Origin of the sequence: Modestobacter altitudinis (genome assembly GCF_005930475.1) — a bacterium.
Taxonomy (GTDB): Bacteria; Actinomycetota; Actinomycetes; order Mycobacteriales; family Geodermatophilaceae; genus Modestobacter; species Modestobacter altitudinis.
The window spans coordinates 90,898-114,074 of sequence record NZ_SJEW01000002.1; the positions used below are offsets into that span (position 1 = coordinate 90,898).

Annotated in this window: 38 protein-coding genes; 4 read left to right on the top strand and 34 right to left on the bottom strand. The window is 70.5% G+C overall.

Annotated elements, in window-relative coordinates:
- The first annotated feature begins 39 nt into the window (after window positions 1-39).
- Both moaC and FHL79_RS01260 read left to right on the top strand, forming a co-directional pair.
- On the top strand, window positions 40-513 hold the full coding sequence (gene moaC / locus FHL79_RS01255; RefSeq protein ID WP_138756827.1) for a cyclic pyranopterin monophosphate synthase MoaC: 474 nt from the start codon (window positions 40-42) through the stop codon (window positions 511-513).
- Window positions 510-1,001, top strand: coding sequence for a MogA/MoaB family molybdenum cofactor biosynthesis protein (locus FHL79_RS01260; RefSeq protein WP_138756828.1), 492 nt, complete (start codon window positions 510-512; stop codon window positions 999-1,001). Before moaC ends, FHL79_RS01260 begins: the two co-directional genes overlap by 4 nt.
- A 42-nt stretch (window positions 1,002-1,043) precedes the next feature.
- Here the strand turns inward: FHL79_RS01260 and fdhD are convergent, their stop codons facing one another.
- Window positions 1,044-1,871, bottom strand: coding sequence for a formate dehydrogenase accessory sulfurtransferase FdhD (fdhD, locus tag FHL79_RS01265; RefSeq protein WP_138756829.1), 828 nt, complete (start codon window positions 1,869-1,871; stop codon window positions 1,044-1,046).
- 41 nt (window positions 1,872-1,912) lie between these two features.
- On the opposite strand from fdhD, the gene mobA reads away from it, so the two are divergent.
- Both mobA and FHL79_RS01275 read left to right on the top strand, forming a co-directional pair.
- Entirely contained in the window at window positions 1,913-2,512 is a 600-nt protein-coding gene (gene mobA, locus FHL79_RS01270) for a molybdenum cofactor guanylyltransferase (RefSeq protein ID WP_138756830.1), read from the top strand.
- 46 nt (window positions 2,513-2,558) lie between these two features.
- On the top strand, window positions 2,559-3,221 hold the full coding sequence (locus FHL79_RS01275; protein WP_138756831.1) for an NAD(P)H-binding protein: 663 nt from the start codon (window positions 2,559-2,561) through the stop codon (window positions 3,219-3,221).
- A 33-nt stretch (window positions 3,222-3,254) separates the two neighbouring features.
- On the opposite strand, the gene truA is transcribed toward FHL79_RS01275, so the two are convergent.
- The 33 genes from truA to tuf form a co-directional block, all read right to left on the bottom strand.
- Window positions 3,255-4,100, bottom strand: a complete 846-nt coding sequence (truA, locus tag FHL79_RS01280; RefSeq protein ID WP_138756832.1) for a tRNA pseudouridine(38-40) synthase TruA — start codon at window positions 4,098-4,100, stop codon at window positions 3,255-3,257.
- 28 nt (window positions 4,101-4,128) lie between these two features.
- Window positions 4,129-4,923 (bottom strand): 50S ribosomal protein L17, encoded by a 795-nt coding sequence (gene rplQ, locus FHL79_RS26320; protein WP_138756833.1) that lies wholly within the window; start codon window positions 4,921-4,923, stop codon window positions 4,129-4,131.
- Between the two features lie 167 nt (window positions 4,924-5,090).
- Complete coding sequence (locus FHL79_RS01290; RefSeq protein WP_138756834.1) at window positions 5,091-6,158, bottom strand: DNA-directed RNA polymerase subunit alpha; 1,068 nt, start codon at window positions 6,156-6,158, stop codon at window positions 5,091-5,093.
- Between the two features lie 156 nt (window positions 6,159-6,314).
- Window positions 6,315-6,941 carry a 30S ribosomal protein S4 gene (gene rpsD / locus FHL79_RS01295; protein WP_138756835.1) on the bottom strand — a complete coding sequence of 209 codons (627 nt, stop codon included), beginning with the start codon at window positions 6,939-6,941 and terminating at the stop codon, window positions 6,315-6,317.
- A 35-nt stretch (window positions 6,942-6,976) separates the two neighbouring features.
- Window positions 6,977-7,384, bottom strand: coding sequence for a 30S ribosomal protein S11 (rpsK, locus tag FHL79_RS01300; protein ID WP_026844840.1), 408 nt, complete (start codon window positions 7,382-7,384; stop codon window positions 6,977-6,979).
- A 104-nt stretch (window positions 7,385-7,488) separates the two neighbouring features.
- Window positions 7,489-7,863 (bottom strand): 30S ribosomal protein S13, encoded by a 375-nt coding sequence (gene rpsM / locus FHL79_RS01305; RefSeq protein WP_026844841.1) that lies wholly within the window; start codon window positions 7,861-7,863, stop codon window positions 7,489-7,491.
- 14 nt (window positions 7,864-7,877) lie between these two features.
- Window positions 7,878-7,991 carry a 50S ribosomal protein L36 gene (gene rpmJ, locus FHL79_RS01310; RefSeq protein WP_014742835.1) on the bottom strand — a complete coding sequence of 38 codons (114 nt, stop codon included), beginning with the start codon at window positions 7,989-7,991 and terminating at the stop codon, window positions 7,878-7,880.
- 67 nt (window positions 7,992-8,058) lie between these two features.
- Entirely contained in the window at window positions 8,059-8,280 is a 222-nt protein-coding gene (gene infA / locus FHL79_RS01315; RefSeq protein ID WP_012950459.1) for a translation initiation factor IF-1, read from the bottom strand.
- Between the two features lie 293 nt (window positions 8,281-8,573).
- Window positions 8,574-9,377 (bottom strand): type I methionyl aminopeptidase, encoded by an 804-nt coding sequence (map, locus tag FHL79_RS01320; RefSeq protein WP_138756836.1) that lies wholly within the window; start codon window positions 9,375-9,377, stop codon window positions 8,574-8,576.
- 82 nt (window positions 9,378-9,459) lie between these two features.
- Window positions 9,460-10,083 carry an adenylate kinase gene (locus FHL79_RS01325; protein ID WP_138756837.1) on the bottom strand — a complete coding sequence of 208 codons (624 nt, stop codon included), beginning with the start codon at window positions 10,081-10,083 and terminating at the stop codon, window positions 9,460-9,462.
- The gene (gene secY, locus FHL79_RS01330) at window positions 10,083-11,393 is read right to left on the bottom strand and encodes a preprotein translocase subunit SecY (protein ID WP_138756838.1); all 1,311 of its coding nucleotides are present in this window, start codon (window positions 11,391-11,393) and stop codon (window positions 10,083-10,085) included. Before secY ends, FHL79_RS01325 begins: the two co-directional genes overlap by 1 nt.
- Window positions 11,394-11,589: 196 nt before the next feature.
- Window positions 11,590-12,036, bottom strand: coding sequence for a 50S ribosomal protein L15 (rplO, locus tag FHL79_RS01335; RefSeq protein WP_138756839.1), 447 nt, complete (start codon window positions 12,034-12,036; stop codon window positions 11,590-11,592).
- 16 nt (window positions 12,037-12,052) lie between these two features.
- Window positions 12,053-12,235 (bottom strand): 50S ribosomal protein L30, encoded by a 183-nt coding sequence (gene rpmD, locus FHL79_RS01340; RefSeq protein WP_014742840.1) that lies wholly within the window; start codon window positions 12,233-12,235, stop codon window positions 12,053-12,055.
- 1 nt (window position 12,236) lies between these two features.
- Entirely contained in the window at window positions 12,237-12,878 is a 642-nt protein-coding gene (gene rpsE / locus FHL79_RS01345) for a 30S ribosomal protein S5 (RefSeq protein WP_138756840.1), read from the bottom strand.
- Between the two features lie 37 nt (window positions 12,879-12,915).
- Window positions 12,916-13,332: a 50S ribosomal protein L18 gene (gene rplR / locus FHL79_RS01350; RefSeq protein WP_138756841.1), complete on the bottom strand. Its 417-nt coding sequence runs from the start codon at window positions 13,330-13,332 to the stop codon at window positions 12,916-12,918.
- Entirely contained in the window at window positions 13,332-13,871 is a 540-nt protein-coding gene (gene rplF / locus FHL79_RS01355; RefSeq protein WP_138756842.1) for a 50S ribosomal protein L6, read from the bottom strand. The genes rplR and rplF overlap by 1 nt, the downstream gene beginning before the upstream one ends.
- A gap of 15 nt (window positions 13,872-13,886) precedes the next feature.
- On the bottom strand, window positions 13,887-14,297 hold the full coding sequence (gene rpsH / locus FHL79_RS01360) for a 30S ribosomal protein S8 (protein WP_138756843.1): 411 nt from the start codon (window positions 14,295-14,297) through the stop codon (window positions 13,887-13,889).
- 169 nt (window positions 14,298-14,466) lie between these two features.
- Complete coding sequence (locus FHL79_RS01365; RefSeq protein ID WP_014742845.1) at window positions 14,467-14,652, bottom strand: type Z 30S ribosomal protein S14; 186 nt, start codon at window positions 14,650-14,652, stop codon at window positions 14,467-14,469.
- Window positions 14,653-14,688: 36 nt separating this feature from the next.
- Window positions 14,689-15,273 carry a 50S ribosomal protein L5 gene (gene rplE / locus FHL79_RS01370; protein WP_138756844.1) on the bottom strand — a complete coding sequence of 195 codons (585 nt, stop codon included), beginning with the start codon at window positions 15,271-15,273 and terminating at the stop codon, window positions 14,689-14,691.
- 5 nt (window positions 15,274-15,278) lie between these two features.
- Entirely contained in the window at window positions 15,279-15,626 is a 348-nt protein-coding gene (rplX, locus tag FHL79_RS01375; protein ID WP_246080206.1) for a 50S ribosomal protein L24, read from the bottom strand.
- Between the two features lie 2 nt (window positions 15,627-15,628).
- Window positions 15,629-15,997: a 50S ribosomal protein L14 gene (rplN, locus tag FHL79_RS01380; RefSeq protein ID WP_029433456.1), complete on the bottom strand. Its 369-nt coding sequence runs from the start codon at window positions 15,995-15,997 to the stop codon at window positions 15,629-15,631.
- Between the two features lie 199 nt (window positions 15,998-16,196).
- A complete protein-coding gene (gene rpsQ, locus FHL79_RS01385; RefSeq protein ID WP_138756845.1) occupies window positions 16,197-16,487 on the bottom strand; it encodes a 30S ribosomal protein S17 in 291 nt (96 codons plus the stop codon).
- Complete coding sequence (rpmC, locus tag FHL79_RS01390) at window positions 16,484-16,717, bottom strand: 50S ribosomal protein L29 (protein WP_014742850.1); 234 nt, start codon at window positions 16,715-16,717, stop codon at window positions 16,484-16,486. Before rpmC ends, rpsQ begins: the two co-directional genes overlap by 4 nt.
- Window positions 16,717-17,133 (bottom strand): 50S ribosomal protein L16, encoded by a 417-nt coding sequence (rplP, locus tag FHL79_RS01395; protein WP_138732904.1) that lies wholly within the window; start codon window positions 17,131-17,133, stop codon window positions 16,717-16,719. The genes rpmC and rplP overlap by 1 nt, the downstream gene beginning before the upstream one ends.
- 3 nt (window positions 17,134-17,136) lie before the next feature.
- A complete protein-coding gene (gene rpsC, locus FHL79_RS01400; protein WP_138756846.1) occupies window positions 17,137-18,039 on the bottom strand; it encodes a 30S ribosomal protein S3 in 903 nt (300 codons plus the stop codon).
- Window positions 18,039-18,506 carry a 50S ribosomal protein L22 gene (rplV, locus tag FHL79_RS01405; RefSeq protein ID WP_138756847.1) on the bottom strand — a complete coding sequence of 156 codons (468 nt, stop codon included), beginning with the start codon at window positions 18,504-18,506 and terminating at the stop codon, window positions 18,039-18,041. The genes rpsC and rplV overlap by 1 nt, the downstream gene beginning before the upstream one ends.
- Window positions 18,507-18,529: 23 nt before the next feature.
- Window positions 18,530-18,811 (bottom strand): 30S ribosomal protein S19, encoded by a 282-nt coding sequence (rpsS, locus tag FHL79_RS01410; RefSeq protein WP_014742854.1) that lies wholly within the window; start codon window positions 18,809-18,811, stop codon window positions 18,530-18,532.
- Between the two features lie 23 nt (window positions 18,812-18,834).
- Complete coding sequence (rplB, locus tag FHL79_RS01415; protein ID WP_138756848.1) at window positions 18,835-19,668, bottom strand: 50S ribosomal protein L2; 834 nt, start codon at window positions 19,666-19,668, stop codon at window positions 18,835-18,837.
- A gap of 42 nt (window positions 19,669-19,710) precedes the next feature.
- On the bottom strand, window positions 19,711-20,013 hold the full coding sequence (gene rplW / locus FHL79_RS01420; protein WP_014742856.1) for a 50S ribosomal protein L23: 303 nt from the start codon (window positions 20,011-20,013) through the stop codon (window positions 19,711-19,713).
- Entirely contained in the window at window positions 20,010-20,810 is an 801-nt protein-coding gene (rplD, locus tag FHL79_RS01425; protein ID WP_171057949.1) for a 50S ribosomal protein L4, read from the bottom strand. Before rplD ends, rplW begins: the two co-directional genes overlap by 4 nt.
- Window positions 20,807-21,472: a 50S ribosomal protein L3 gene (rplC, locus tag FHL79_RS01430; protein ID WP_138732900.1), complete on the bottom strand. Its 666-nt coding sequence runs from the start codon at window positions 21,470-21,472 to the stop codon at window positions 20,807-20,809. The genes rplD and rplC overlap by 4 nt, the downstream gene beginning before the upstream one ends.
- Before the next feature lie 14 nt (window positions 21,473-21,486).
- Entirely contained in the window at window positions 21,487-21,792 is a 306-nt protein-coding gene (gene rpsJ / locus FHL79_RS01435; protein ID WP_014742859.1) for a 30S ribosomal protein S10, read from the bottom strand.
- A 122-nt stretch (window positions 21,793-21,914) separates the two neighbouring features.
- Entirely contained in the window at window positions 21,915-23,108 is a 1,194-nt protein-coding gene (gene tuf / locus FHL79_RS01440; RefSeq protein ID WP_138756849.1) for an elongation factor Tu, read from the bottom strand.
- Window positions 23,109-23,177 lie beyond the last annotated feature (69 nt).

Here is a 23,177-nt window from a genome sequence, read left to right on the forward strand (position 1 = left end):
GAGCGGAACGCTGACGGAGACGAACGGATGTGTACTGCAATGACCGAGGCACGACTGACCCACGTCGACGAGACCGGCGCCGCCCGGATGGTCGACGTCACCGCCAAGACGGTGACCGAGCGGGTGGCGACGGCGGCCGGCCGGGTCCTGGTGAGCCCGGAGGTCATCGAGTTGCTGCGCGGAGCGGGCGTGCCCAAGGGCGACGCGATCGCGGTGGCCCGGATCGCCGGGATCATGGGTGCCAAGCGGACGCCGGACCTGGTGCCGCTGTGCCACCCGATCGCCCTGCACGGGGTGACCGTGGACGTCGAGGTCGCCGACGACGCCGTGGAGATCACCGCCACCGCCCGCACCGCCGACCGCACGGGGGTGGAGATGGAGGCGCTGACCTCGGTCGCCGTCGCCGGGCTCACCGTCATCGACATGGTCAAGGCCGTCGACCCGCGGGCGGTCATCACCGACGTCCGGCTGCTCAGCAAGTCCGGCGGCAAGAAGGGCGACTGGGTCCGGTGAGCGAGCTCCCCGCCGACGCCCGCGCGGTCGTCGTCACCGCCTCCAACCGCGCCTCGGCCGGGGTCTACCCCGACCGCAGCGGGCAGGCCCTCGCCGAGGGGCTGCAGTCCCTGGGGTTCACCGTCGACGGCCCGCACGTGTGCCGGGACGACGTCGACGCGCTCGTCGAGGTGCTGCGCGAGGCGGTCGCGTCCGGCACCGACGTCGTCCTCACCACCGGCGGCACCGGGTTGTCCCCCACCGACGTCACGCCCGAGGCGACCCGCGTGGTGCTCGAGCGGGAGGCCCCCGGCATCGCCGAGGCCGTGCGCCGGTACGGCGAGCCGAGCGTCCCCACCTCGGTGTTGTCCCGCGGCACGGCCGGGACGGCGGGCCGGACGCTGATCGTGAACCTGCCCGGCTCCACCGGCGGCGTCCGCGACGGGCTGGCGGTACTCGGCCCGCTGCTCCCGCACGTGGTCAGCCAGCTCCGCGGCGGCGACCACTGAGTGGAGTGCCACGGCGCGCTCTCCGCGCCCGTGGCACTCCACTCAGTCCAGCACCAGGCGTTCGGGGTGGGTGTAGACGTTGCAGCCGTCGCCGCGGAGGAAGCCGATCAGGGTGATGCCGACGTCGGCGGCCAGCTCCACCGCCAGCGAGCTGGGGGCGGACACCGCGGCCAGCACCGGCACCGCGGCCATCGCCGCCTTCTGGGTCAGCTCGAACGACGACCGCCCGCTCACCATCAGCACGTGCCCGGCCAGCGGGACCCGGCCCTCGCGGACCGCGTCGCCGACGACCTTGTCCACCGCGTTGTGCCGGCCGACGTCCTCCCGCAGCGCGACGAGGTCGCCGTCGGCGGTGAACAGGCCGGCGGCGTGCAGCCCACCGGTCTTGTCGAAGACCTGCTGGGCGGCGCGCAGCCGGTCGGGCAACGCGAGCAGGGTCTCCAGCGACAGGCGGGTGTCGTCCGCGCGGACGTCGTAGGCGGTCTTCGTGCGGATTGCGTCGATGCTCGCCTTGCCGCACACCCCGCAGGAGCTCGAGGTGTAGAAGTTCCGGTCCAGCGCGGTGTCCGGCGTCTCGACGCCGGGGGCGAGGTCGACGTCGACCACGTTGTAGGTGTTCCGCCCCTCGTCGTCGACCGAGTTGCAGTACCGCAGCCCGGCGATGTCGGCGGCCGAGGCGATGACCCCCTCGGTGGCGAGGAAGCCGTGCACCAGGTCGAAGTCGTCACCCGGGGTGCGCATCGTCACGGCGAGCGGGGTGCCGCCGAGCCGGATCTCCAGCGGCTCCTCGGCGGCGACCGTGTCCGGACGTCGGGTGTGCACGGGCCCACGGATGCGCAGCACCGGGGTGCGGCTGGTGACTCTTCCCACGCAGCCGACGGTACTCACCGGTAGCGCCCTACCGTTCCCGCATGAGCTCGCTGCCCCCCTTCGCCGCGGTCGTCCTGGCCGGCGGCCGGGCGGCCCGGCTGGGCGGCCGGCCGAAGCCGCAGCTGGAGGTCGGCGGCCGCACCATGCTCGACAGCGTCCTGGCCGCCCTGGACGGCGCCGTCCCCCGCGTCGTCGTCGGGCCCCCGCAGCCGGTGCCGACCGGCGTGCTGCTGGTCCGGGAGTCCCCGCCCGGCGGCGGGCCGGTCCCCGCGCTGGCCGCAGGTCTGGCCGCCGCCGGGGACGCCGAGGTCGTCGCGGTGCTCGCCGCCGACCTCCCGTTCGTGACCGTCGACGTGGTGACGGCCCTGCGCGAGCGGCTGACCGGCGATGGGGTGCTCGTCGTCGACGACACCGGCCGCGACCAACTGCTGCTCGGTGTCTGGAGCACCCCCGTGCTCCGTGCCGCGACCGCCGGCGCGCGCCCGCACGCCCCGCTGCGCGGCGTGCTCGCCCCGCTGGCGGTCCGCCGCTACCGGCCCGCCGTCGCACCGGACCACCCCGCCCCGTGGACGGACTGCGACACCCCGGTCGAGCTGGCCCGGGCGAGGGCGCACACCGTGCGGCCTCCCGCGGACGGCTGAGCCCCCAGGGGTGTTGCTCGGGACGCCGGTGGGGTAGGCCGGTGCCATGCGCGTCGTCATCGCAGGAGCCCATGGCCAGGTCGCCCGCCGGCTGGGCCGGTTGCTCAGCAGCCGGGGCGACTCCGTCGCCGGCATCGTCCGGAACCCCGACCACCGCGCGGACCTGGAGTCCGACGGGGTGGAACCGGTCGTCCTCGACCTGGAGCAGGCATCGGTCGAGGACGTTGCCGCCGTCGTCCGGGGAGCCGACGCGGTCGTGTTCGCGGCGGGCGGCGGACCCAGCAGCGGGGTCGAGCGCAAGCACACCGTCGACCGCGGCGCGGCGCTGCTGCTGGCCGACGCGGCGGAGGCCGCCGGTGTCCGCCCGTACCTGCTCGTCTCCTCCATGGGGGTCGAGCAGGCCCGCCAGGGCACGCCGCCGGGCATGGACCGGCAGTTCGCCGCCTACCTGCAGGCCAAGCTGGCCGCCGAGGACCACGTCCTGCCGCGCCCCGCTCTCGACACGACCATCGTGCGACCGGGCGGACTGACCGACGACCCGGGCACGGGCCGGGTGACGCTGCGGCACGGCGTCGACCGCGGACAGGTCCCGCGGGACGACGTCGCTGCCGTGCTCGCCGAGGTGCTGGCCGCCGGGAAGTGGGGCGAGGTGGTCGAGCTGGTCAGCGGGGACACCCCGATCGCCGAGGCGGTCGCCGCTCTCCCCTGAGGGCCATGTCGGCCACCATGGCCCGCTGAGGGGTCAGCTGCGCCTGGCCCGGGTGACCAGGGCGCGAGCGGCCAGGTCGTCGTCCGGCGGGTAGTCGACCCGGACGAGGGTGAGCCCGCCGGCCGGCGCGACAGGGACGTCGTTGGCCCGGCTGGTCATCGCCAGCAGGGAGGCGGGCCAGCCGGCCGGACGACGACCCTCGCCGACAGCGATGAGTGCCCCCACCAGGCTGCGCACCATCGAGTGGCAGAACGCGTCGGCCGAGGCCTGCACCTCGATGACCGCACCCTCCCGGCACACGTCCAGGTCGAGCAGGGTGCGGATGGTGGTGGCGCCCTCCCGCCGGCGGCAGAAGGCCGCGAAGTCGTGCTGGCCGAGCAGCAGCGCCGCGGCCACCCGCATCGCGGAGGCGTCCAGCCGGCGCGGCCAGGCGGCCGTGTCCGCCCGGCGCAGCGGCGGCGGCCCGGAGTCGGCGTCGGTCAGCCGGTAGACGTAGTGCCGGGCGAGGGCGGCGAAGCGGGCGTCGAACTCGGGGCGGACCACCCGGGCGCCGGTGACGGCGACGTCCGCCGGCAGGACGCCGCGCAGCCGCCTGAGCAACCGGCTCTCGTGCGCGGCGAACAGCTCGGCGGGGAGGTCGGTGTGCGCCACCTGACCGACGGCGTGGACACCTGCGTCGGTGCGCCCGGCCACGGTGAGGTCCACGTCGTGCCGCAGCACCGTCGCCAGCCCCAGCTCCAGCTCGCCCTGGACGGTGCGCTGACCGGGCTGGCGGGCCCAACCGTGCAGCGCGGTGCCGTCGTAGCTGACCTCCAGCCGGACGCGGACGAGCCCGCCACCGGTGCCGGTGGCGGGCTCGTCGATGTGCAGGTGCTCCATGGAGCTGACCGTCAGGAGACGGTCGAGGTCACTTGGGGTCGACCTCGGGCTCGCCGCCGGGGGCCTGGACGCCGGCGGTCGCGGCGTCGCTGAGCTCGGCGGCCTCCACCTCGGCAGCGGCAGCGGCGGCCACGTCCGGGCTGAGGCCGGGGTCGTCGACGACGGCCAGGTTCTCCGAGGTCGGCTCCGGGGTGACGTTGCCGTCGTCCTGACGGTCACCGTCGGGGTTGTAGACGTCGGTGACGACGGCCTGACCCTCCGCGAGCCCCTCGGCGTCGGCCACGACGGCCGGGCTGGTGTCGCCACCCGGGCCGGTGGTGACGTCGGTGTCGACCAGGCCGGGCTCGGTCGCGTCGGCGGTGACCTCACCGGCGGCGGAAGCGCCACCGGCACCGACGGCGGACGCACCGGCGAACCGGGTGCCACGGGCGCGCTCGGCCTCGCCGACGGCCTGCTGGGCCACCGTCTGGGCCTCGACGAGCTCGATGACGGCCATCGGCGCGTTGTCGCCCTTGCGCGGACCGACCTTGACGATGCGCGTGTAGCCACCGGGCCGGTTCTCGTAGCGCGGGCCGATGTCGGCGAACAGGTGGTGGACGACGTCCTTGTCGCGGATCACCGTCATCACCTGCCGGCGGGCGTGCAGGTCACCGCGCTTGGCGAAGGTCACCAGCTTCTCGGCGTACGGGCGCAGCCGCTTGGCCTTGGCCTCGGTGGTGGTGATCCGCCCGTGCTCGAACAGCGAGGTGGCCAGGTTGGCCAGCATCAGCCGCTCGTGCGCGGGGGACCCGCCGAGACGGGGACCCTTGGTGGGGGTGGGCATGTCGGTCCTTCCTCAGGCGGCCGGGCGGGCGTGTGCCGGCTGCGTCGTCCATCGCGGTGGTGCAGGGTGCGGTGCTGCGTTCGGGACCAGTGTGGCGGGCCCGAGGTGGCCCCGCTGCCGGGCCCCACCGCGAGCGTGCGAGCGGTGGGGGGCAGCGGGGTCCTTCTTCAGAGCTGCTCGGTCTCCTGGTACGCGGTCTCGTCGTACGTGGCAGGGTCGCCGTAGCTGGCGTCACCCTGGTACGCGTCGGTCTCGTACCCCTCGTCGTAGCTCTCCACCGAGGTGGGGACGAACCCGGGCGGGCTGTCCTTGAGCGCCAGGCCCATCGCCGCGAGCTTCAGCTTGACCTCGTCGATCGACTTGGCACCGAAGTTGCGGATGTCGAGCAGGTCGGCCTCCGAGCGGGTGACGAGCTCCCCGACGGTGTGCACACCCTCGCGCTTGAGGCAGTTGTAGGACCGGACGGTGAGGTCCATGTCCTCGATCGGCATCGAGAAGTTCGCGATGTCGGCGGCCTCGGACGGGCTCGGACCGACCTCGATGCCCTCGGCGTCGACGTTCAGCTCGCGCAGCAGACCGAAGAGCTCGACGAGGGTGGAGCCGGCGCTGGCGATCGCGTCGCGGGGCTCCATCGACGGCTTGGTCTCGACGTCGACGACCAGGCGGTCGAAGTCGGTGCGCTGCTCGACGCGGGTGGCCTCGACGGCGTAGGTCACCTTCAGCACCGGGGAGTAGATCGAGTCGACGGGGATGCGACCGATCTCCTGGCCGGGCTGCTTGTTCTGGGTGGCCGGCACGTAGCCGCGGCCGCGCTCGACGACCAGCTCGATCTCGAGCCGGCCCTTCGCGTTCAGCGTGGCGATGTGCAGGTCGGGGTTGTGCACCTCGACACCGGCCGGGGGCGCGATGTCGGCGGCGGTGACCTCACCCGGGCCCTGCTTGCGCAGGTACATGGTCACCGGCTCGTCGGAGTCGGAGCTGACCACGAGGCCCTTGAGGTTCAGGATGACCTCGGTGACGTCCTCCTTGACGCCCGGCACGGTGGTGAACTCGTGCAGGGTGCCCTCGATGCGGATGCTGGTGACAGCAGCGCCGGGGATCGAGGACAGCAGGGTGCGACGCAGCGAGTTGCCGAGGGTGTAACCGAAGCCCGGCTCGAGCGGCTCGATGACGAACCGTGAGCGCTGGGCGTCGATGGTCTCCTCGGTGAGGGTCGGACGCTGTGCGATGAGCATGGTGGATCTCCTTCGTGTCCTCCGGCGACCGCCATATGACGCCGTGAGGGGGGTGGTGCCGGCGGGGCGGACATCGGTCCACCCGCCCCGCCTTCGGCCCCCCTGCAGGGTCCTACCGCGAGCTTGCGAGCGGTGGGGGGCAGGGGGGTCCTTCTGTTACTTGGAGTAGAGCTCCACGATCAGCTGCTCCTGGACCGGGGTGTCGATCACCTGACGGGCCGGGATGTTGTGCACCAGGACCCGCAGCTGGGAGGTGATGACCTCCAGCCACGGCGGCACCGGCCGCTGCCCGGCGCGGGCCTGGGCGAGCTGGAACGGGACCATCTCGACGGACTTCGCCGACACCTCGACGATGTCGTTCGCGGTCACGCGGTAGGACGGGATGTCCACCTTGCGACCGTTGACCCTGATGTGGCCGTGGCGCACGAACTGGCGCGCCATGTCCCGGGTCTCGGCGAAGCCGGCCCGGTAGACCACGTTGTCGAGGCGGGACTCGAGGATCTGCAGCAGGACCTCACCGGTCTTGCCCGACTTCTTGTTCGCCTCTTCGTAGTAGCCGCGGAACTGCTTCTCCAGCACGCCGTAGATGCGGCGGGCCTTCTGCTTCTCGCGGAGCTGGAGCAGGTACTCGCTGTCCTTGGTGCGACCCCGGCCGTGCTCGCCCGGCGGGTAGGGCCGGATCTCGATCGGGCACTTCGGGGACTCGCACTTGCTGCCCTTGAGGAACAGCTTCATCTTCTCGCGCCGACACATGCGGCAGTCGGGTCCGGTGTAACGGGCCACGTCAAATACTCCTGTTTCGTCTCGTCAGTGACCGGTCAGACCCGGCGGCGCTTCTTGGGGCGGCAGCCGTTGTGCGGCTGCGGCGTCACGTCCTGGATCTGCCCGACCTCGAGGCCGGTGGCCTGCAGGGAGCGGATCGCGGTCTCGCGACCGGAGCCCGGGCCCTTCACGAAGACGTCGACCTTGCGCATGCCGTGCTCCTGGGCCTTGCGCGCAGCGTTCTCCGCAGCCATCTGCGCCGCGAACGGCGTGGACTTGCGGGAGCCCTTGAACCCGACGTGCCCGGCGGACGCCCAGCTGATCACGTTGCCCGTGGGGTCGGTGATCGACACGATCGTGTTGTTGAAGGTGCTCTTGATGTGCGCCGCGCCGTGGGCGACGTTCTTCTTCTCCTTGCGGCGCACCTTCTTGGTGCCAGCTGCCGCGCGAGCCCTGGGAGGCATCTCTCTCCGGTCTGAGTCTGTGTTCGTGGCCTGGGTGGTGCAGGTGCAGGCACACCGCCGATCCGGCCCTCTCGGACCTGCGGCGGTGCGCCGTCAAGCGTGGGTCAGCGGGCCTTCTTCTTGCCCGCGATGGTCTTGCGCGGGCCCTTGCTCGAGCGCGCGTTCGTCTTGGTGCGCTGCCCGTGCACCGGGAGACCGCGGCGGTGCCGGATCCCCTGGTAGCAGCCGATCTCCACCTTGCGGCGGATGTCGGCGGCCACCTCGCGGCGCAGGTCGCCCTCGACGCGGAAGTGCTCGTCGATGTAGTCGCGCAGCTTGAGCAGGTCCTCGTCGGACAGGTCCTTGGCGCGCAGGTCCGGGCTGACGCCCGTCGCGGCCAGGGTCGCCTTGGCCGAGGTCGGCCCGATCCCGTAGATGTAGGTGAGTGCGATCTCCATCCGCTTCTCGCGGGGGAGGTCGACGCCAGCCAGACGTGCCATGTTCAGGTACTCCCTCAGCCCTGGCGCTGCTTGTGCCGGGCGTTCTCGCAGATGACCATGACCCGGCCGTGCCGGCGGATCACCTTGCACTTGTCACAGATCTTCTTCACCGACGGCTGGACCTTCACCGGTGCCGCCCTCATTCCTGTAGATCGAGCGCCGGCTCCAGCCCCTCGGGGCACGTCCGGCGGTGGGTTACTTGTAGCGGTAGACGATGCGCCCACGGGTCAGGTCGTAGGGCGAGAGCTCCACGACCACGCGGTCCTCGGGCAGGATGCGGATGTAGTGCTGCCGCATCTTGCCGCTGATGTGGGCGAGCACCCGGTGCCCGTTCTGCAGTTCGACCCGGAACATCGCGTTGGGAAGCGGCTCGACGACACGACCCTCGACCTCGATGGCCCCGTCCTTCTTTGCCACGCCTACACGGCCTCCTCGTTCGATCGAACTGCTCGCGCCCATGCCGGAGCCGGCAGGGCGGTCGTACTGGGTTCAGCGCCGGAGATGGCACTGGAGGGGTGGTGCGGGCGATCTCGCAGAGGGCGCCCGACTCCCTGCGGCCACAGCAGGACGACGGACGGCGCGAACGCCATCGGCCACTGTACTCCCAGGACGACGAGCTCTCCAACCCGGCTCCGGTGACCACCACCACGGCCCCGTCGCAGGGACCCGGCGCGAGCGGAGCTCGTGTTGGGGGGCGACGGGGTCCTTCCTCAGCTGCGGGCAGTGACGCCGAAGGGTGCGAGACCGGCGACGCCGCCGTCCTCGGCGGTGAGGACCCAGGGGCCCTCGGCAGTGATGGCGACGCTGTGCTCGAAGTGCGCGGCGCGCGACCCGTCCTTGGTGACGACGGTCCACCCGTCGTCCAGCTCGGCGGTGGCGGGGTCCCCGATGGTCACCATCGGCTCGATCGCCAGCACCAGCCCCGGCACCAGCTTGGGGCCGCGGCCCGCCCGGCCGTAGTTGAGCACGTGCGGGTCCTGGTGCATCTCGGTGCCGATGCCGTGCCCGCCGTAGTGGTCGACGATGCCGTACCGGTGCTCGTGCGCCACGATCGACTCCTCGACCGCATGGCTGATGTCGGTCAGCCGCCCGCCGGCGATGGCCTTGGCCAGTCCGGCCCACATCGACTGCTCGGTCACCGCGAGGAGTTCGGCGTCTCCGGCGGAGGCCTCCCCCACCGTCACGGTCACCGCCGAGTCGCTGTGCCAGCCGGCCAGGACGGCGCCGCAGTCGATGGAGATGTTGTCGCCCTCGGCCAGCCTGCGGTCCGGGTCGGGGATGCCGTGCACGACCTCGTCGTTGATCGAGGCGCAGATGGTCCCGGTGAACCCGTGGTAGCCGAGGAAGTTCGGTACGGCACCTGCGGACCGGATGTGGTCCTCGGCGATGGCGTCGAGCTCGCCGGTGCTCACCCCTGGGCGGACCGCGGCGCGGACGGCCTTGATGGCCCCGGCCGTGACCAACCCGGAGGCGCGCATCAGCTCGATCTCGTGCGCGGTCTTGATCTGGATCATACGTCCACTCCACTTCGCCAGGAACGGCAGCCGGGACGCCCACGCGTCGACGCGGTCACCGTGCACCGGGCGACCCGCGCTCTCAGTCCTCGGCCTGGTCGCCGGCCGCGTCCTGGGCCAGCGCCTCGTCGGCCCCGAGCGCCTCGAGGGCGCGGCGGGTCACCTCGTCGATCTCACCGATCGCGTCGATGCGGGCCAGCAGTCCGGCCCGCTCGTAGAACCCCGACAGCGGCGCCGTCTGTTCCCGGTAGACCTCCAGGCGGTGCCGGACGGTCTCGGGCTTGTCGTCGTCGCGCTGCACCCACGCGCCGTCCACCAGCATCCGGCGCCCGGACAGCCGGCGGACCAGCTCGTCCTCGTCGACGACGAGCTCGAGGCAGCAGTCCAGCGCGTGGCCCATCTCGGCCAGCGAGTCACGCAGCTGGTCGGCCTGGGCGATCGTGCGCGGGAAGCCGTCGAGCAGGAAGCCTGCCTTGGCGTCGGGCTCGGCGAGCCGGTCGGAGACCATCGCCACGGTGATCTCGTCGGGCACCAGGTCGCCGGCGTCCATGTAGGCCTTCGCCTGCTGGCCCAGCTCGGTCTGCCCGCTCACGTTGGCGCGGAAGATGTCACCGGTGGAGATGGCGGGCACGGCCAGCCGAGCGGCGATGACCTGGGCCTGGGTCCCCTTGCCCGCTCCGGGAGGGCCCAGCAGCACGACGCGCACTAGCGGAGGAACCCTTCGTAGCTGCGCTGGTTGAGCTGCGTCTCGATCTGCTTCACCGTCTCCAAGCCCACTCCCACCATGATAAGCACCGCGGTCCCGCCGAACGGGAAGTTCTGGTTCTGCCCCTCCTGCGTGATGGACAGGAACAGGTTGGGCAGCACGGCCACCAACCCGAGGTAGATCGACCCCGGGAGGGTGATCCGGGACAGCACGTACTGCAGGTACTCCGCGGTGGGGCGGCCGGGACGGATGCCGGGGATGAAGCCGCCGTAGCGCTTCATGTCGTCGGCCCGTTCCTCGGGGTTGAACGTGATCGACACGTAGAAGTACGTGAAGAAGATGATCAGCGCGAAGTAGACCGCGATGTGCACCGGGCTGCTCTGGTCGACCAGGTAGTTCTCGACGAACCGGCGGACCGCCCCGGTCGAGTCGCCCTGCAGCTGGGTGATGAGCTGGGGCAGGTACAGCAGGGACGAGGCGAAGATGACCGGGATGACACCGGCCTGGTTGACCTTCAGCGGCAGGTACGTCGAGGTCCCGCCGTACATCCGCCGGCCGACCATCCGCTTGGCGTACTGCACCGGGATGCGGCGCTGCGCCTGTTCGACGTAGACCACCGAGGCGATCACCAGCACGGCGAGCACGCAGATGAGCGCGAAGACGAAACCGCCACGGCTCTGCAGGATCGCGCCGCCCTCGGCGGGGATCCGGGCGGCGATCGAGGTGAAGATCAGCACGGACATGCCGTTGCCGATCCCCTTCTCGGTCAGCAACTCGCCCAGCCACATGATCACCGCGGTGCCGGCGGTCAGCGTCACGACCAGGACGACGGTGGTCCACACCGAGTCCGACGGGATGATGTCCTGCGAGCAGCTCGGGAACAGCTGGCCGCTGCGGGCCAGCGCGATGATCCCGGTGCTCTGCAGGACGGCGAGCGCGATCGTCAGGTAGCGGGTGTACTGGGTCAGCTTCTGCTGCCCGGACTGCCCTTCCTTCTTCAGCTGCTCGAACCGTGGGATGACCACGACCAGCAGCTGCACGATGATGCTCGCCGTGATGTACGGCATGATCCCCAGCGCGAAGACCGACAGCCGCAGCAGCGCCCCGCCGGAGAACAGGTTGACCAGCGAGTAGACGTCGCGCTGATCGGAGGCGTTGGCCTGGTCGAGGCAGCTGTTGATCGCCTCGATCGAGACGCCGGGGCCGGGCACGCTGGCGCCCAGCCGGTAGACGGCGATCAGCGCCAGGGAGAACAGCAGCTTGCGCCGGAGGTCTGGCGTCCGGAACGCCGCGGCGAACGCCTGCAGCACGTGCCCTCCCCGAGTCGGTCGTGTGAATCTATCAACGTGTGGAAGGACCCACCTGCCCCCCACTCGCGGGCTCGCGGCGGGGCCCTGCAGGCGGGCCGAGAACAGCGAAAGGCCCCCCTGCAGGCGACCCCTTCCCGGGTCCCGCCCCCCGCGTGCGAGGGGTGGGGAGGAGAGGTCCCCACAGGGGGGTCCTTCGTCAGATCTGGGTGGTGCTGCCCCCGGCAGCGCCGATCTTCTCCAGGGCGGACTGGGAGAAGGCGTGCGCGTGCACGTGCACCGTCACCCCGCCCAGCTCGCCCGAGCCGAGGACCTTGACCGGCTGACCGCGCCGGACGGCGCCGGCGTCGGCCAGCGTGTCCGGGTTGATCGAACCACCCTGCGGGAACAGGGAGGCGATCCGGTCCAGGTTGACGACCTGGAAGACGACCTTGTTGTTGTTGGTGAAGCCCGAGAGCTTGGGCAGCCGCATGAACAGCGGCGTCTGGCCGCCCTCGAAGCGGGCCGAGACCTGGACGCGAGCGCCCGAGCCCTTGGTGCCGCGCCCGGCAGTCTTCCCGCGCTTGCCGCCCTCACCGCGACCCACCCGGACCTTCTTGGTGTGGGCACCCGGCGCCGGACGCAGGTGGTGGACCTTGAGAGTCATGTCAGCGTTCCCCTGCTCAGACGATCTCTTCGACGGTGACCAGGTGCGGCACCGTCGCGACCATCCCGCGGATCTCGGGACGGTCCTCCTGGACGACCGAGTCGCTGATCCGCTTCAGCCCCAGCGAACGCAGCGTCTGACGCTGGTTCGGCTTGGTGCCGATGGCCGACTTGATCTGCGTGACCTTCAGCTGAGCCATCTCAGACCCCCTGACCGGCCCGCGCGCGCAGCATGGCAGCTGGGGCGACGTCCTCCAGGGGCAGACCGCGGCGAGCCGCGATCTCCTCGGGGCGGACGAGGTCCTTCAGCGCCTGCATGGTCGCGTGGACGATGTTGATCGGGTTGGAGGACCCGAGGCTCTTCGAGAGCACGTCGTGGATGCCGGCGCACTCGAGGACGGCGCGCACCGGGCCACCGGCGATGACGCCGGTACCGGGGCTGGCCGGCTTGAGCAGCACGACACCGGCCGCCGCCTCACCCTGCACCGGGTGCGGGATGGTGCTGGCGATGCGAGGCACGTTGTAGAAGTGCTTCTTGGCCTCCTCGACGCCCTTGGCGATCGCCGCGGGCACCTCCTTGGCCTTGCCGTAGCCCACGCCGACCTTGCCGTCGCCGTCGCCCACGATCACCAGGGCGGTGAAGCTGAACCGCCGACCACCCTTGACGACCTTGGACACGCGGTTGATCGCGACGACGCGCTCGATGAACTGGCTCTTCTCCGCGGCACCGCCCGGGCCGCGCCCGCCGTCACGACGGTCCCGGCGGTCGTTGCCGCCGCCGCCTGCGCCGCCGGGGCCACCGGTCCCGCCGGCGCCACCGCCGCGTCGCTGTGGTCCTGGCATCAGACGTCCCTCTCGATCAGTTCATAAATGGTGGTCATCAGAAGTCCAGCCCACCCTCGCGGGCACCGTCGGCCAGCGCCGCGATGCGGCCGGCGTACCGGTTGCCACCACGGTCGAAGACGACCGCGTCGATGCCGGCGGCCTTGGCGCGCTCAGCGACCAGGGCACCGACTCGACGGGCGAGGGTGGACTTGTCGCCCTCGCTGCCCTTCAGGCTGGCGTCCATCGTCGACGCGCTGGCCAGCGTGCGGCCGACCGTGTCGTCGACCACCTGGACGTGGATGTGCCGGGAGCTGCGCTTGACGACCAGGCGCGGCCGCTCCGGCGTGCCGCCCACCCGCTTGCGCAGGCGGTTGTGGCGGCGGAGCCGCGAGACGCGGCGCGCGGTGCTGACGTCGGTGCCGACGGGCTTGTGCACCCGGGCACCGCTCTTGGTGTTCGCTGCCTGTGCCATCACTTGCCCGTCTTCCCGACCTTGCGCTTGATGACCTCGCCCTGGTACCGCACGCCCTTGCCCTTGTAGGGGTCAGGCTTGCGGATCTTGCGGATCTTGGCGGAGACCTCGCCCACCTGCTGCTTGTCGATGCCGCTCACCCGCAGGCGGGTGGGGGCCTCGACGGTGAAGGAGATCCCCTCGGGGGCCTTCACGATGACCGGGTGGCTGAAGCCGAGGGCGAACTCGAGGTCCGTCCCACGGGCCTGCACGCGGTAACCGACGCCGACGATCTCCAGGGTCTTGTCGTACCCCTGGGTCACACCGGTGATCATGTTCGCGATGAGCGTGCGGGACAGGCCGTGCAGGGCCCGGCTCTCGCGCTCGTCGTTGGGCCGCTGCACCAGCAGCGTGCCCTCCTCACCGCGCTCGACGGTGATGGGAGCAGCCACCGTGTGGCTGAGCTTCCCCTTCGGCCCCGAGACGTTGACCGTGCGCCCGTCGATGGCGACGTCCACACCGCTGGGCACCGGAACCGGGAGTCGTCCGATCCGTGACATGTCTGCTCGCTCCTCTTACCAGACGTAGGCGAGGACTTCCCCACCCACGCCCTTCTTGGTCGCCTGCTTGTCGGTCAGCAGCCCGGTGGAGGTGGAGATGATCGCCACCCCGAGGCCGCCGAGCACCTTGGGCAGGGCGGTCGACTTCGCGTAGACGCGCAGGCCGGGCTTGGACACCCGTCGGACGCCGGCGATGCTGCGCTCACGGTTGGGGCCGTACTTGAGGGAGACCACGAGCTCCTTGCGGACGTGGCCGTCCACCTCGACGTCGTTGACGGTCCAACCGCCGATGTACCCCTCCTTCTGGAGGATCTCGGCGATGTGCGTCTTGAGCTTCGACGACGGCATGGCAGCTGCGTCGTGGTACGCCTGGTTGGCGTTCCGCAGCCGCGTGAGCATGTCCGCGATCGGGTCGGTCATCGTCATGGGTGAGTGGTGCCTCTCTCGCCGCGGTTCCGCACGCGTCTCGCGCGGGCCTCTCGGCGATCAGTGGTGCTGTGTGAGGTGACCTGCTGGTCGGGTCGTACGACTGGAACGGCCCGGCCGCAGGGACCCTCGACGCGCGGAGCGTGTCGTGGGGTGCAGCCGGGTCCTCCTACCAGCTGGACTTGGTCACGCCGGGCAGCTCGCCGGCGTGGGCCATCTCCCGGACGCAGATCCGGCACAGGCCGAACTTGCGGAACACGGCGTGGGGGCGACCGCAGCGCTGGCAGCGGGTGTAGCCGCGCACCTTGAACTTCGGCGTGCGCGCCGCCTTGTTGACAAGAGCCTTCTTGGCCATCTCTTGGGTCTCCTGGAGCTTCTACGCAGACCGCGGTCAGCGGGTCGCGTTCACGACGGTCTGGCCGGCGAAGGGGAAGCCGAGCAGCGTGAGCAGCTCGCGGCCCTCCTCGTCGGTGGTGGCGGTGGTGACCAGCGTGATGTCCATGCCACGCGGCCGGTCGATCCTGTCGACGTCGATCTCGCGGAACATCGACTGCTCGGTCAGACCGAACGTGTAGTTGCCGTGACCGTCGAACTGCTTGGGGTTCAGGCCGCGGAAGTCACGGATGCGAGGCAGGGCCAGCGACAGCAGCCGGTCCAGGAACTCCCACATGCGGTCTCCGCGGAGGGTGACCTTCGCGCCGATCGGCATGCCCTCGCGCAGCTTGAACTGGGCGATGGACTTGCGGGCCCGGACGACGGCCGGCTTCTGGCCGGTGATGGCGGTGAGGTCGCGGACCGCACCGTCCATCAGCTTGGCGTCCCGGGTGGCCTCGCCGACGCCCATGTTGACGACGATCTTGACCAGGCCGGGGATCTGCATGACGTTCGGGTAGCCGAACTCCGACTGCAGCGCGGGAGCGATCTCCTCGCGGTAGCGGGCCAGCATGCGAGGCAGCTCGCGGGTGGGTGCGCTCATGATGGTCAGAGGTCCTTACCGGTGCGCCGCGAGACCCGGATGCTGCGGCCTTCCTCGTCCTTGCGGTAACCGACCCGGGTCGGCTTGTCCTCGGAGTCGATGACCATCACGTTGCTCACGTGCACGGCCGCCTCCTGCGTGACGATCCCGCCCTGCTGGGCGCCGCGCTGGGAGGTGCTGATCCGGGTGTGCTTCTTCACCCGGCCGATGCCCTCGACCAGGACCTTCTGGGTCTTCGGGAAGGCAGCGATGACGCGACCCTTGGCGCCCCTGTCCTTGCCGGACAGGACGACGACCTGGTCGCCCTTCTTGACCTTCATCGACGGGGTCTTCCCGCTCGTCGGCTGAGCCATGATCACAACACCTCCGGAGCGAGCGAGATGATCCGCATGAAGCGCTTGTCACGGAGCTCCCGGCCCACGGGGCCGAAGATGCGCGTGCCGCGCGGGTCGCCGCTGTCACGGATGATCACCGCGGCGTTCTCGTCGAAGCGGATGTAGGAACCGTCGGGACGACGGCGCTCCTTGACCGTGCGGACGACGACGGCCTTGACCACATCGCCCTTCTTGACGCCGGCGCCGGGCAGCGCGTCCTTGACGGTGGCGACGATGACGTCACCGATGCCCGCGTAGCGCCGCCCCGACCCGCCGAGCACGCGGATGCACAAGATCTCCTTGGCACCCGTGTTGTCGGCGACTCGCAGTCGCGACTCCTGCTGGATCACTTCCTGCTCCTGAATCTGAGTGGCGACAGCCGGACCGGATCGGTGAACCGGCTGTCCGGCACCCACGTGCGGACGCACCGGCAGCATGCTGCCGGTGCGTCCGAGCACGGGTACCGGGATGTGGCGCGCACCCGGAGGGCGTGCCAGTCGTCCAGGCTACTCCTGGCTCACCAACCTCGGGAGGCCGGTGCCGAACTGCTTACTTGGCCTTCTCGACGACCGACACGAGGCGCCAGCGCTTCGTGGCGGAGAGCGGGCGCGTCTCCATGATCTGCACCCGGTCGCCGATGCCGGCGGTGTTGGTCTCGTCGTGCGCCTTCAGCTTGCTGGAGCGGCGCAGGACCTTGCCGTACAGCCCGTGCTTCACGCGGTCCTCGACCTCGACCACGATCGTCTTGTCCATCTTGTCGCTGACGACCAGGCCCTCGCGGACCTTGCGGTCGTTGCGACGAGCGGCGTCGGAGCCGCCCGCCTGCTGGGTCTCGCTCATGCCACACCCTCGTTCGGGGCGACCGAGAGACCCAGCTCGCGCTCGCGCATGATCGTGTAGATCCGGGCGATGTCGCGGCGGACGGTCTGCAGTCGCCGGTTGTTGTCCAGCTGGCCGGTGGCCACCTGGAACCGCAGGTTGAACAGCTCTTCGCGCGACTCACGCAGCCGGGTGGCCAGTTCGTCGGCGGACAGCTCGCGCAGCTCGGGCGCAGTCAGTCCGGCGGCCATCACACCTCTCCTTCACGAGTGATGAAGCGGCACTTCATGGGCAGCTTGTGGATCGCTCGGCGCATGGCCTCGCGCGCCACCGGCTCGGCCACACCGGACAGCTCGAACATGATCCGGCCCGGCTTGACGTTGGCCACCCACCACTCGGGCGAGCCCTTGCCGGAGCCCATGCGGGTCTCGGCCGGCTTCTTGGTCAGCGGGCGGTCCGGGTAGATCGAGATCCACACCTTGCCGCCACGCTTGATGTGCCGGGTCATGGCGATACGAGCGGACTCGATCTGCCGGTTGGTGACGTACGCGGGCTCGAGAGCCTGGATCGCGTAGTCACCGAAGTTGATCGCGGTACCGCCCTTGGCGGCACCCGACCGGCTCGGGTGGTGCTGCTTGCGGTGCTTCACCCGACGGGGGATCAGCATGGGTCAGGCCTCCGTGTTCTCGGTCGCGGCGGCCTCGGCAGCCGCAGTCCCCTCGGCACCGGTGGCGTCCGCGACCGTCTGCTCGACGGGGACGTCACCGGAGGTGATGGCGACGACGTCCTCGGCCGGGGCCGGGGTCCCCTCGGCAGCGGCGCGACCGGCCTCGGTCCCGCCGGCAGTGGTGCCCGACGAACCCGACCGGCGCTGCGGGCGCTGGGCCCGCTCACGGCGCTGCTGACGCTGGGCGAGGGCCTCGAGGGCCTCCCGCTCGGCGCGCGAGCCACTGGCGTCGCCCTTGTAGATCCACACCTTCACGCCGATGCGACCGAAGGTGGTGCGCGCCTCGTAGATGCCGTAGTCGATGTTCGCGCGGAGCGTGTGCAGCGGCACCCGACCCTCGCGGTAGAACTCCGACCGGCTCATCTCCGTGCCACCCAGGCGACCGGAGCACTGCACCCGGATGCCCTTGACCTGCGGCGAGCGCTGCGCGGACTGCATCGCCTTGCGCATGGCACGCCGGAAGCTCACCCGGCTGGACAGCTGCTCGGCGACGCCCTGGGCGACCAGCTGCGCGTCCGACTCGGGGTTCTTGACCTCGAGGATGTTCAGCTGGACCTGCTTGCCGGTCAGCTTCTCGAGCTCACCCCGGATGCGGTCGGCCTCGGCGCCGCGGCGGCCGATGACGATGCCCGGGCGGGCGGTGTGGATGTCGACACGGACGCGGTCACGGGTGCGCTCGATCTCCACCTTCGAGATGCCGGCGCGCTCCATGCCCTTGCCCATGAGCTTGCGGATCGCCACGTCTTCCTTGACGTAGTCCGCGTACAGCTTGTCCGCGTACCACCGGGACTTGTAGTCGGTGGTGATGCCGAGCCGGAACCCGTGCGGGTTGACCTTCTGACCCACTAGCGGGTCCCTCCCCTCGTGTTGCTCTTCTGCTGCTGGGTCGCCGGGCCGGACTGGCCCGTGTCCCGACGTGCCTTGCGGGAACGCTGGGCGAGCTCGGCGCTCGAGCTCACCTCCGACACCTCGACGGTGATGTGGCTGGTCCGCTTGTTGATGCGGAACGCCCGGCCCTGCGCACGCGGACGGATCCGCTTGAGCGTGGGGCCCTCGTCGACGAAGGCGGCGCTGATGACGAGCGCGGCCGGGTCCAGACGCAGGTTGTGCTCTGCGTTGGCGACGGCGCTGCCGACGACCTTGGCCACCGGCTCGCTCGCGGCCTGCGGCGCGAAACGCAGCAGAGCGAGGGCCTCGTCGGTCGGCAGGTAGCGGATCATGTCCACCACCCGGCGGGCCTTCATGGGGGTGACGCTGACGAACCGGGCGGTGGCCCGGGCGATCAGCGTCTCCTGTCCCAACTGGGAAGTCATGTGAGGATCTCTTCTCTACCGGGTCAGCCGCGCCGCGACCGGCGGTCGTCCTTGATGTGCCCACGGAAGGTGCGCGTGGGCGCGAACTCGCCGAGCTTGTGCCCGACCATCGCCTCGGTGACGAACACCGGGACGTGCTTGCGGCCGTCGTGCACGGCGATCGTGTGCCCGAGCATGTCGGGGATGATCGTCGAGCGCCGCGACCAGGTGCGGATGACGGTCTTGGTGCCCTTGTCGTTCTGGGCGTCCACCTTGGCGAGCAGGTGGTCGTCGACGAACGGGCCCTTCTTGAGGCTGCGTGGCATGTCTGTCGGACTCCTCTACCCGCTCAGCGCTTCTTGTTCGCACGCCGGCGGCGCACGATCATGGCGTCACTGGCCTTCCGCTTGCGCGTCCGGCCTTCCGGCTTGCCCTTGGGGTTCACCGGGTGGCGACCACCGGAGGTCTTGCCCTCACCACCACCGTGCGGGTGGTCCACCGGGTTCATGGCGACACCGCGGACGGTCGGGCGCTTGCCCTTCCACCGCATGCGGCCGGCCTTGCCCCAGTTGATGTTCGACTGCTCGGCGTTGCCGACCTCGCCGATGGTGGCGCGGCAGCGCACGTCGACGTTGCGGATCTCACCGGAGGGCATGCGCAGCTGGGCGAAACGACCCTCACGGGCGACCAGCTGGACGCTGGTGCCGGCGGAGCGGGCGATCTTCGCACCGCCACCGGGCCGCAGCTCGATGGCGTGCACGACGGTGCCGACCGGGATGTTGCGCAGCGGCAGGTTGTTGCCGGGCTTGATGTCGGCCGCAGGGCCGCACTCGACCGTGTCGCCCTGCTTCAGCTTCGCCGGGGCGATGATGTAGCGCTTCTCGCCGTCGGCGAAGTGCAGCAGCGCGATCCGCGAGGTGCGGTTCGGGTCGTACTCGATGTGCGCGACCTTGGCCGGCACGCCGTCCTTGTCCGCCCGGCGGAAGTCGATCAGCCGGTAGGCGCGCTTGTGCCCGCCGCCCTGGTGCCGAGCGGTCACGCGTCCGTGGACGTTGCGCCCACCGCGGCCGTGCAGCGGCCGGACCAGCGACTTCTCGGGGTGGTCGCGGGTGACCTCGGCGAAGTCGGCGACGGACGAGCCGCGGCGGCCCGGCGTCGTCGGCTTGTACTTACGGATGGCCATGGTTCCTCAGAGTCCTCTGGTCCGATCGGGGTCCGGGTGCCGTCAGGCGCCCGGGCCCCCGAAGAGCTCGATGCGGTCGCCGGGGGCCACGGAGACGATGGCGCGCTTGGTGTCCTTGCGCTTCCCCATCACAGCGCCCTTCGAGCGCTTCCTCTTCCCCTGACGGTTGATCGTGTTGACGGCGAGGACCTTCACGTTGAAGACCTGCTGCACAGCGATCTTGATCTGGGTCTTGTTGGCGTCGGGCCGCACGATGAACGTGTACTTGTTCTCGTCGAGGAGGCCGTAGCTCTTCTCGGAGATGACCGGGGACAGCAGGACGTCCCGGGGGTCGCGGACGCTCATGCCTTCTCCTCGGTGTCATCGGTGGTGAGGTCGAGGTCGGTCGTGCCCACGACGGGCTCGATCGACGGGATCGCACCCGGGATGTCCGGCGTGGTCAGGTCCGGCTTCTCGACGTCGGCGTCCTGGCCCTTGGCCGGACCCGAGACGTACTCCGCCAGCGCGGTCTCGGTGAAGACCACCTCGTCGGCGACGAGCACGTCGTAGGTGTTGAGCTGGCCGGCCTCGATCAGGTGGACCCGCGGCACGTTGCGCAGGCTCACCCAGTTGAGGACGTCGTCGCGGTCGAGCACGACGAGCACGCGCTTGGCGGCGGTAATCGCGTCCAGGACCTTGATCGCGGCCTTGGTCGACGGGGCGTCGCCCTCGACGAAGGCGGAGACCACGTGCACGCGGTCCTCGCGGGCCCGGTCGGACAGGGCACCGCGGAGCGCGGCGGCCTTCATCTTCTTGGGGGTCTTCTGGTCGTAGTTGCGCGGCACGGGGCCGTGCGAGACGCCACCACCGGAGAACTGCGGGGAGCGCAGCGAGCCCTGGCGGGCGCGACCGGTGCCCTTCTGGCGGTAGGGCTTGGCACCCGTACCGCTGACCTGGGCGCGCGTCTTGGTCGAGTGCGTGCCCTGGCGCGCGGCGGCCAGCTGGGCCACCACCACCTGGTGCATCAACGAGACGTTGGCGTTGGCGTCGAAGAGCGCACCGGGCAGCGTGACGCTGCCGGCGGTCTCCCCACCGGGGGTGCGGACCTGGACCTCGCGGTCGCTGCGGGTCTGCGCCTTCTGGTCGGCGATCGACTGGCTCACTTGGTGTCACTCCCCACGGGGCCGCCCTTGACCGCGGAGCGGACCAGCAGCAGCCCACCGCGGGGGCCGGGAACGGCACCCTTGATCAGCACGAGGCCCTTCTCGGCGTCGACCGCGTGCACCTTCAGAGACAGCGTGGTCGTGGTGGCCGTGCCCATCCGGCCGGCCATGCGCATGCCCTTGAAGACCCGACCCGGGGTCGAGGCCCCGCCGATCGAGCCGGGGGCACGGTGCTTGCGGTGCGTGCCGTGTCCTGCGCCCAGGCCCTTGAAGCCGTGACGCTTCATGACACCGGCGGTGCCCTTGCCCTTGCTGGTGCCGATGACGTCGACCTTGGTCACGCCGTCGAAGACCTCGGTGGTCAGCTCCTGGCCGACCGTGTAGTCGCCGGCGTCCTCGGTGCGCAGCTCGACCACGTGCCGCCGGGGCGTGACGCCCGCCTTAGCGAAGTGCCCACCCTCGGGCTTGTTCACCTTGCGGGGGTCGATCGCGCCGAACCCGAGCTGGACGGCGGAGTAGCCGTCCTTCTCCGGGGTGCGGACCTGCGTGACCACGCACGGGCCCGCCTTGACGACGGTCACCGGCACGATGCGGTTGTTCTCGTCGAAGACCTGGGTCATCCCCAGCTTCTCGCCGAGGAGACCACGGAATGTGCTCGCCATGTCTGGGACAGCCCTTACTGGATGTTGACGTCGACCGAGGCCGGCAGGTCGATGCGCATGAGCGCGTCGACCGTCTTCGGCGTCGGGTCGAGGATGTCGATGAGCCGCTTGTGCGTACGCATCTCGAAGTGCTCGCGCGAGTCCTTGTACTTGTGCGGCGAGCGGATGACGCAGTACACGTTCTTCTCCGTCGGCAGCGGCACGGGGCCGACGACGCGCGCTCCGGTCTTCGTCACCGTGTCCACGATGCGCCGCGCCGAGGCATCGATCGCCTCGTGGTCGTAGGCCTTCAGCCGGATGCGGATCTTCTGTCCCGCCATCGGTTGTCTTCGCTCCTGCCGATCGGTTGTGAAGGTTCGAGTGGGTCTGTTGACCCGGGGGTCGGGTCTCCCGACCCGGCTGACGGGCGGCGGCCGACCAGCGGCCGCCGCCCGTCAGGGTGTCACTGGTTGATCTTGACGACCCGGCCGGCGCCGACGGTGCGGCCACCCTCACGGATGGCGAACCGGAGGCCCTCCTCCATGGCGATGGGCTGGATGAGCTCCACCGTCATCTCGGTGTTGTCACCGGGCATGACCATCTCGGTGCCCGAGGGCAGCGTGACGACGCCGGTGACGTCCGTGGTACGGAAGTAGAACTGCGGGCGGTAGTTGTTGAAGAACGGCGTGTGCCGGCCGCCCTCGTCCTTCGAGAGGATGTAGACAGAGCCCTCGAAGTTCGTGTGCGGGGTGATGGAGCCCGGCTTCACGACGACCTGACCGCGCTCGACGTCCTCGCGCTTGATGCCGCGCAGCAGCAGACCGACGTTGTCACCGGCCTGGCCCTGGTCGAGCAGCTTGCGGAACATCTCGACACCGGTGACCGTCGTCTTCGACGAGGTCGGGCGGATGCCGACGATCTCGATCTCCTCGGAGACCTTGACGATGCCGCGCTCCACGCGACCGGTCACGACGGTACCGCGGCCGGTGATGGTGAAGACGTCCTCGACGGGCATGAGGAACGGCTTGTCGATCTCACGCTCGGGCTCGGGGATGGCCGAGTCGACGGCGTCCATGAGCTCCATGAGCTTGTTGCCCCACTCGGCGTCGCCCTCGAGGGCCTTCAGCGCCGAGACGCGGACCACGGGGAGGTCGTCGCCCGGGAACTCGTACTCGCTGAGCAGCTCGCGGACCTCGAGCTCGACGAGCTCCAGGATCTCCTCGTCGTCCACCATGTCGGCCTTGTTCAGGGCCACCACGATGTAGGGGACGCCGACCTGGCGGGCCAGGAGCACGTGCTCCTTGGTCTGCGGCATCGGGCCGTCGGTCGCCGCGACCACCAGGATCGCGCCGTCCATCTGCGCGGCACCGGTGATCATGTTCTTGATGTAGTCGGCGTGCCCGGGGCAGTCGACGTGCGCGTAGTGCCGGTTCTCGGTCTGGTACTCCACGTGGGCGATCGAGATCGTGATCCCACGGGCCTTCTCCTCGGGCGCCTTGTCGATCTGGTCGAACGCGGACGCCTCGTTGAGGTTCGGGTACTTGTCGTGCAGGACCTTGGTGATCGCCGCGGTCAGCGTCGTCTTCCCGTGGTCGATGTGCCCGATGGTGCCGATGTTGACGTGCGGCTTGGTCCGCTCGAACTTGGCCTTGGCCACTGAGGTTCCTCTCGGTCGTTTCTTCGCAGTCGTTCGCGTGTCTGGGGGTGCGAGCAGAGCTCGCGGTGG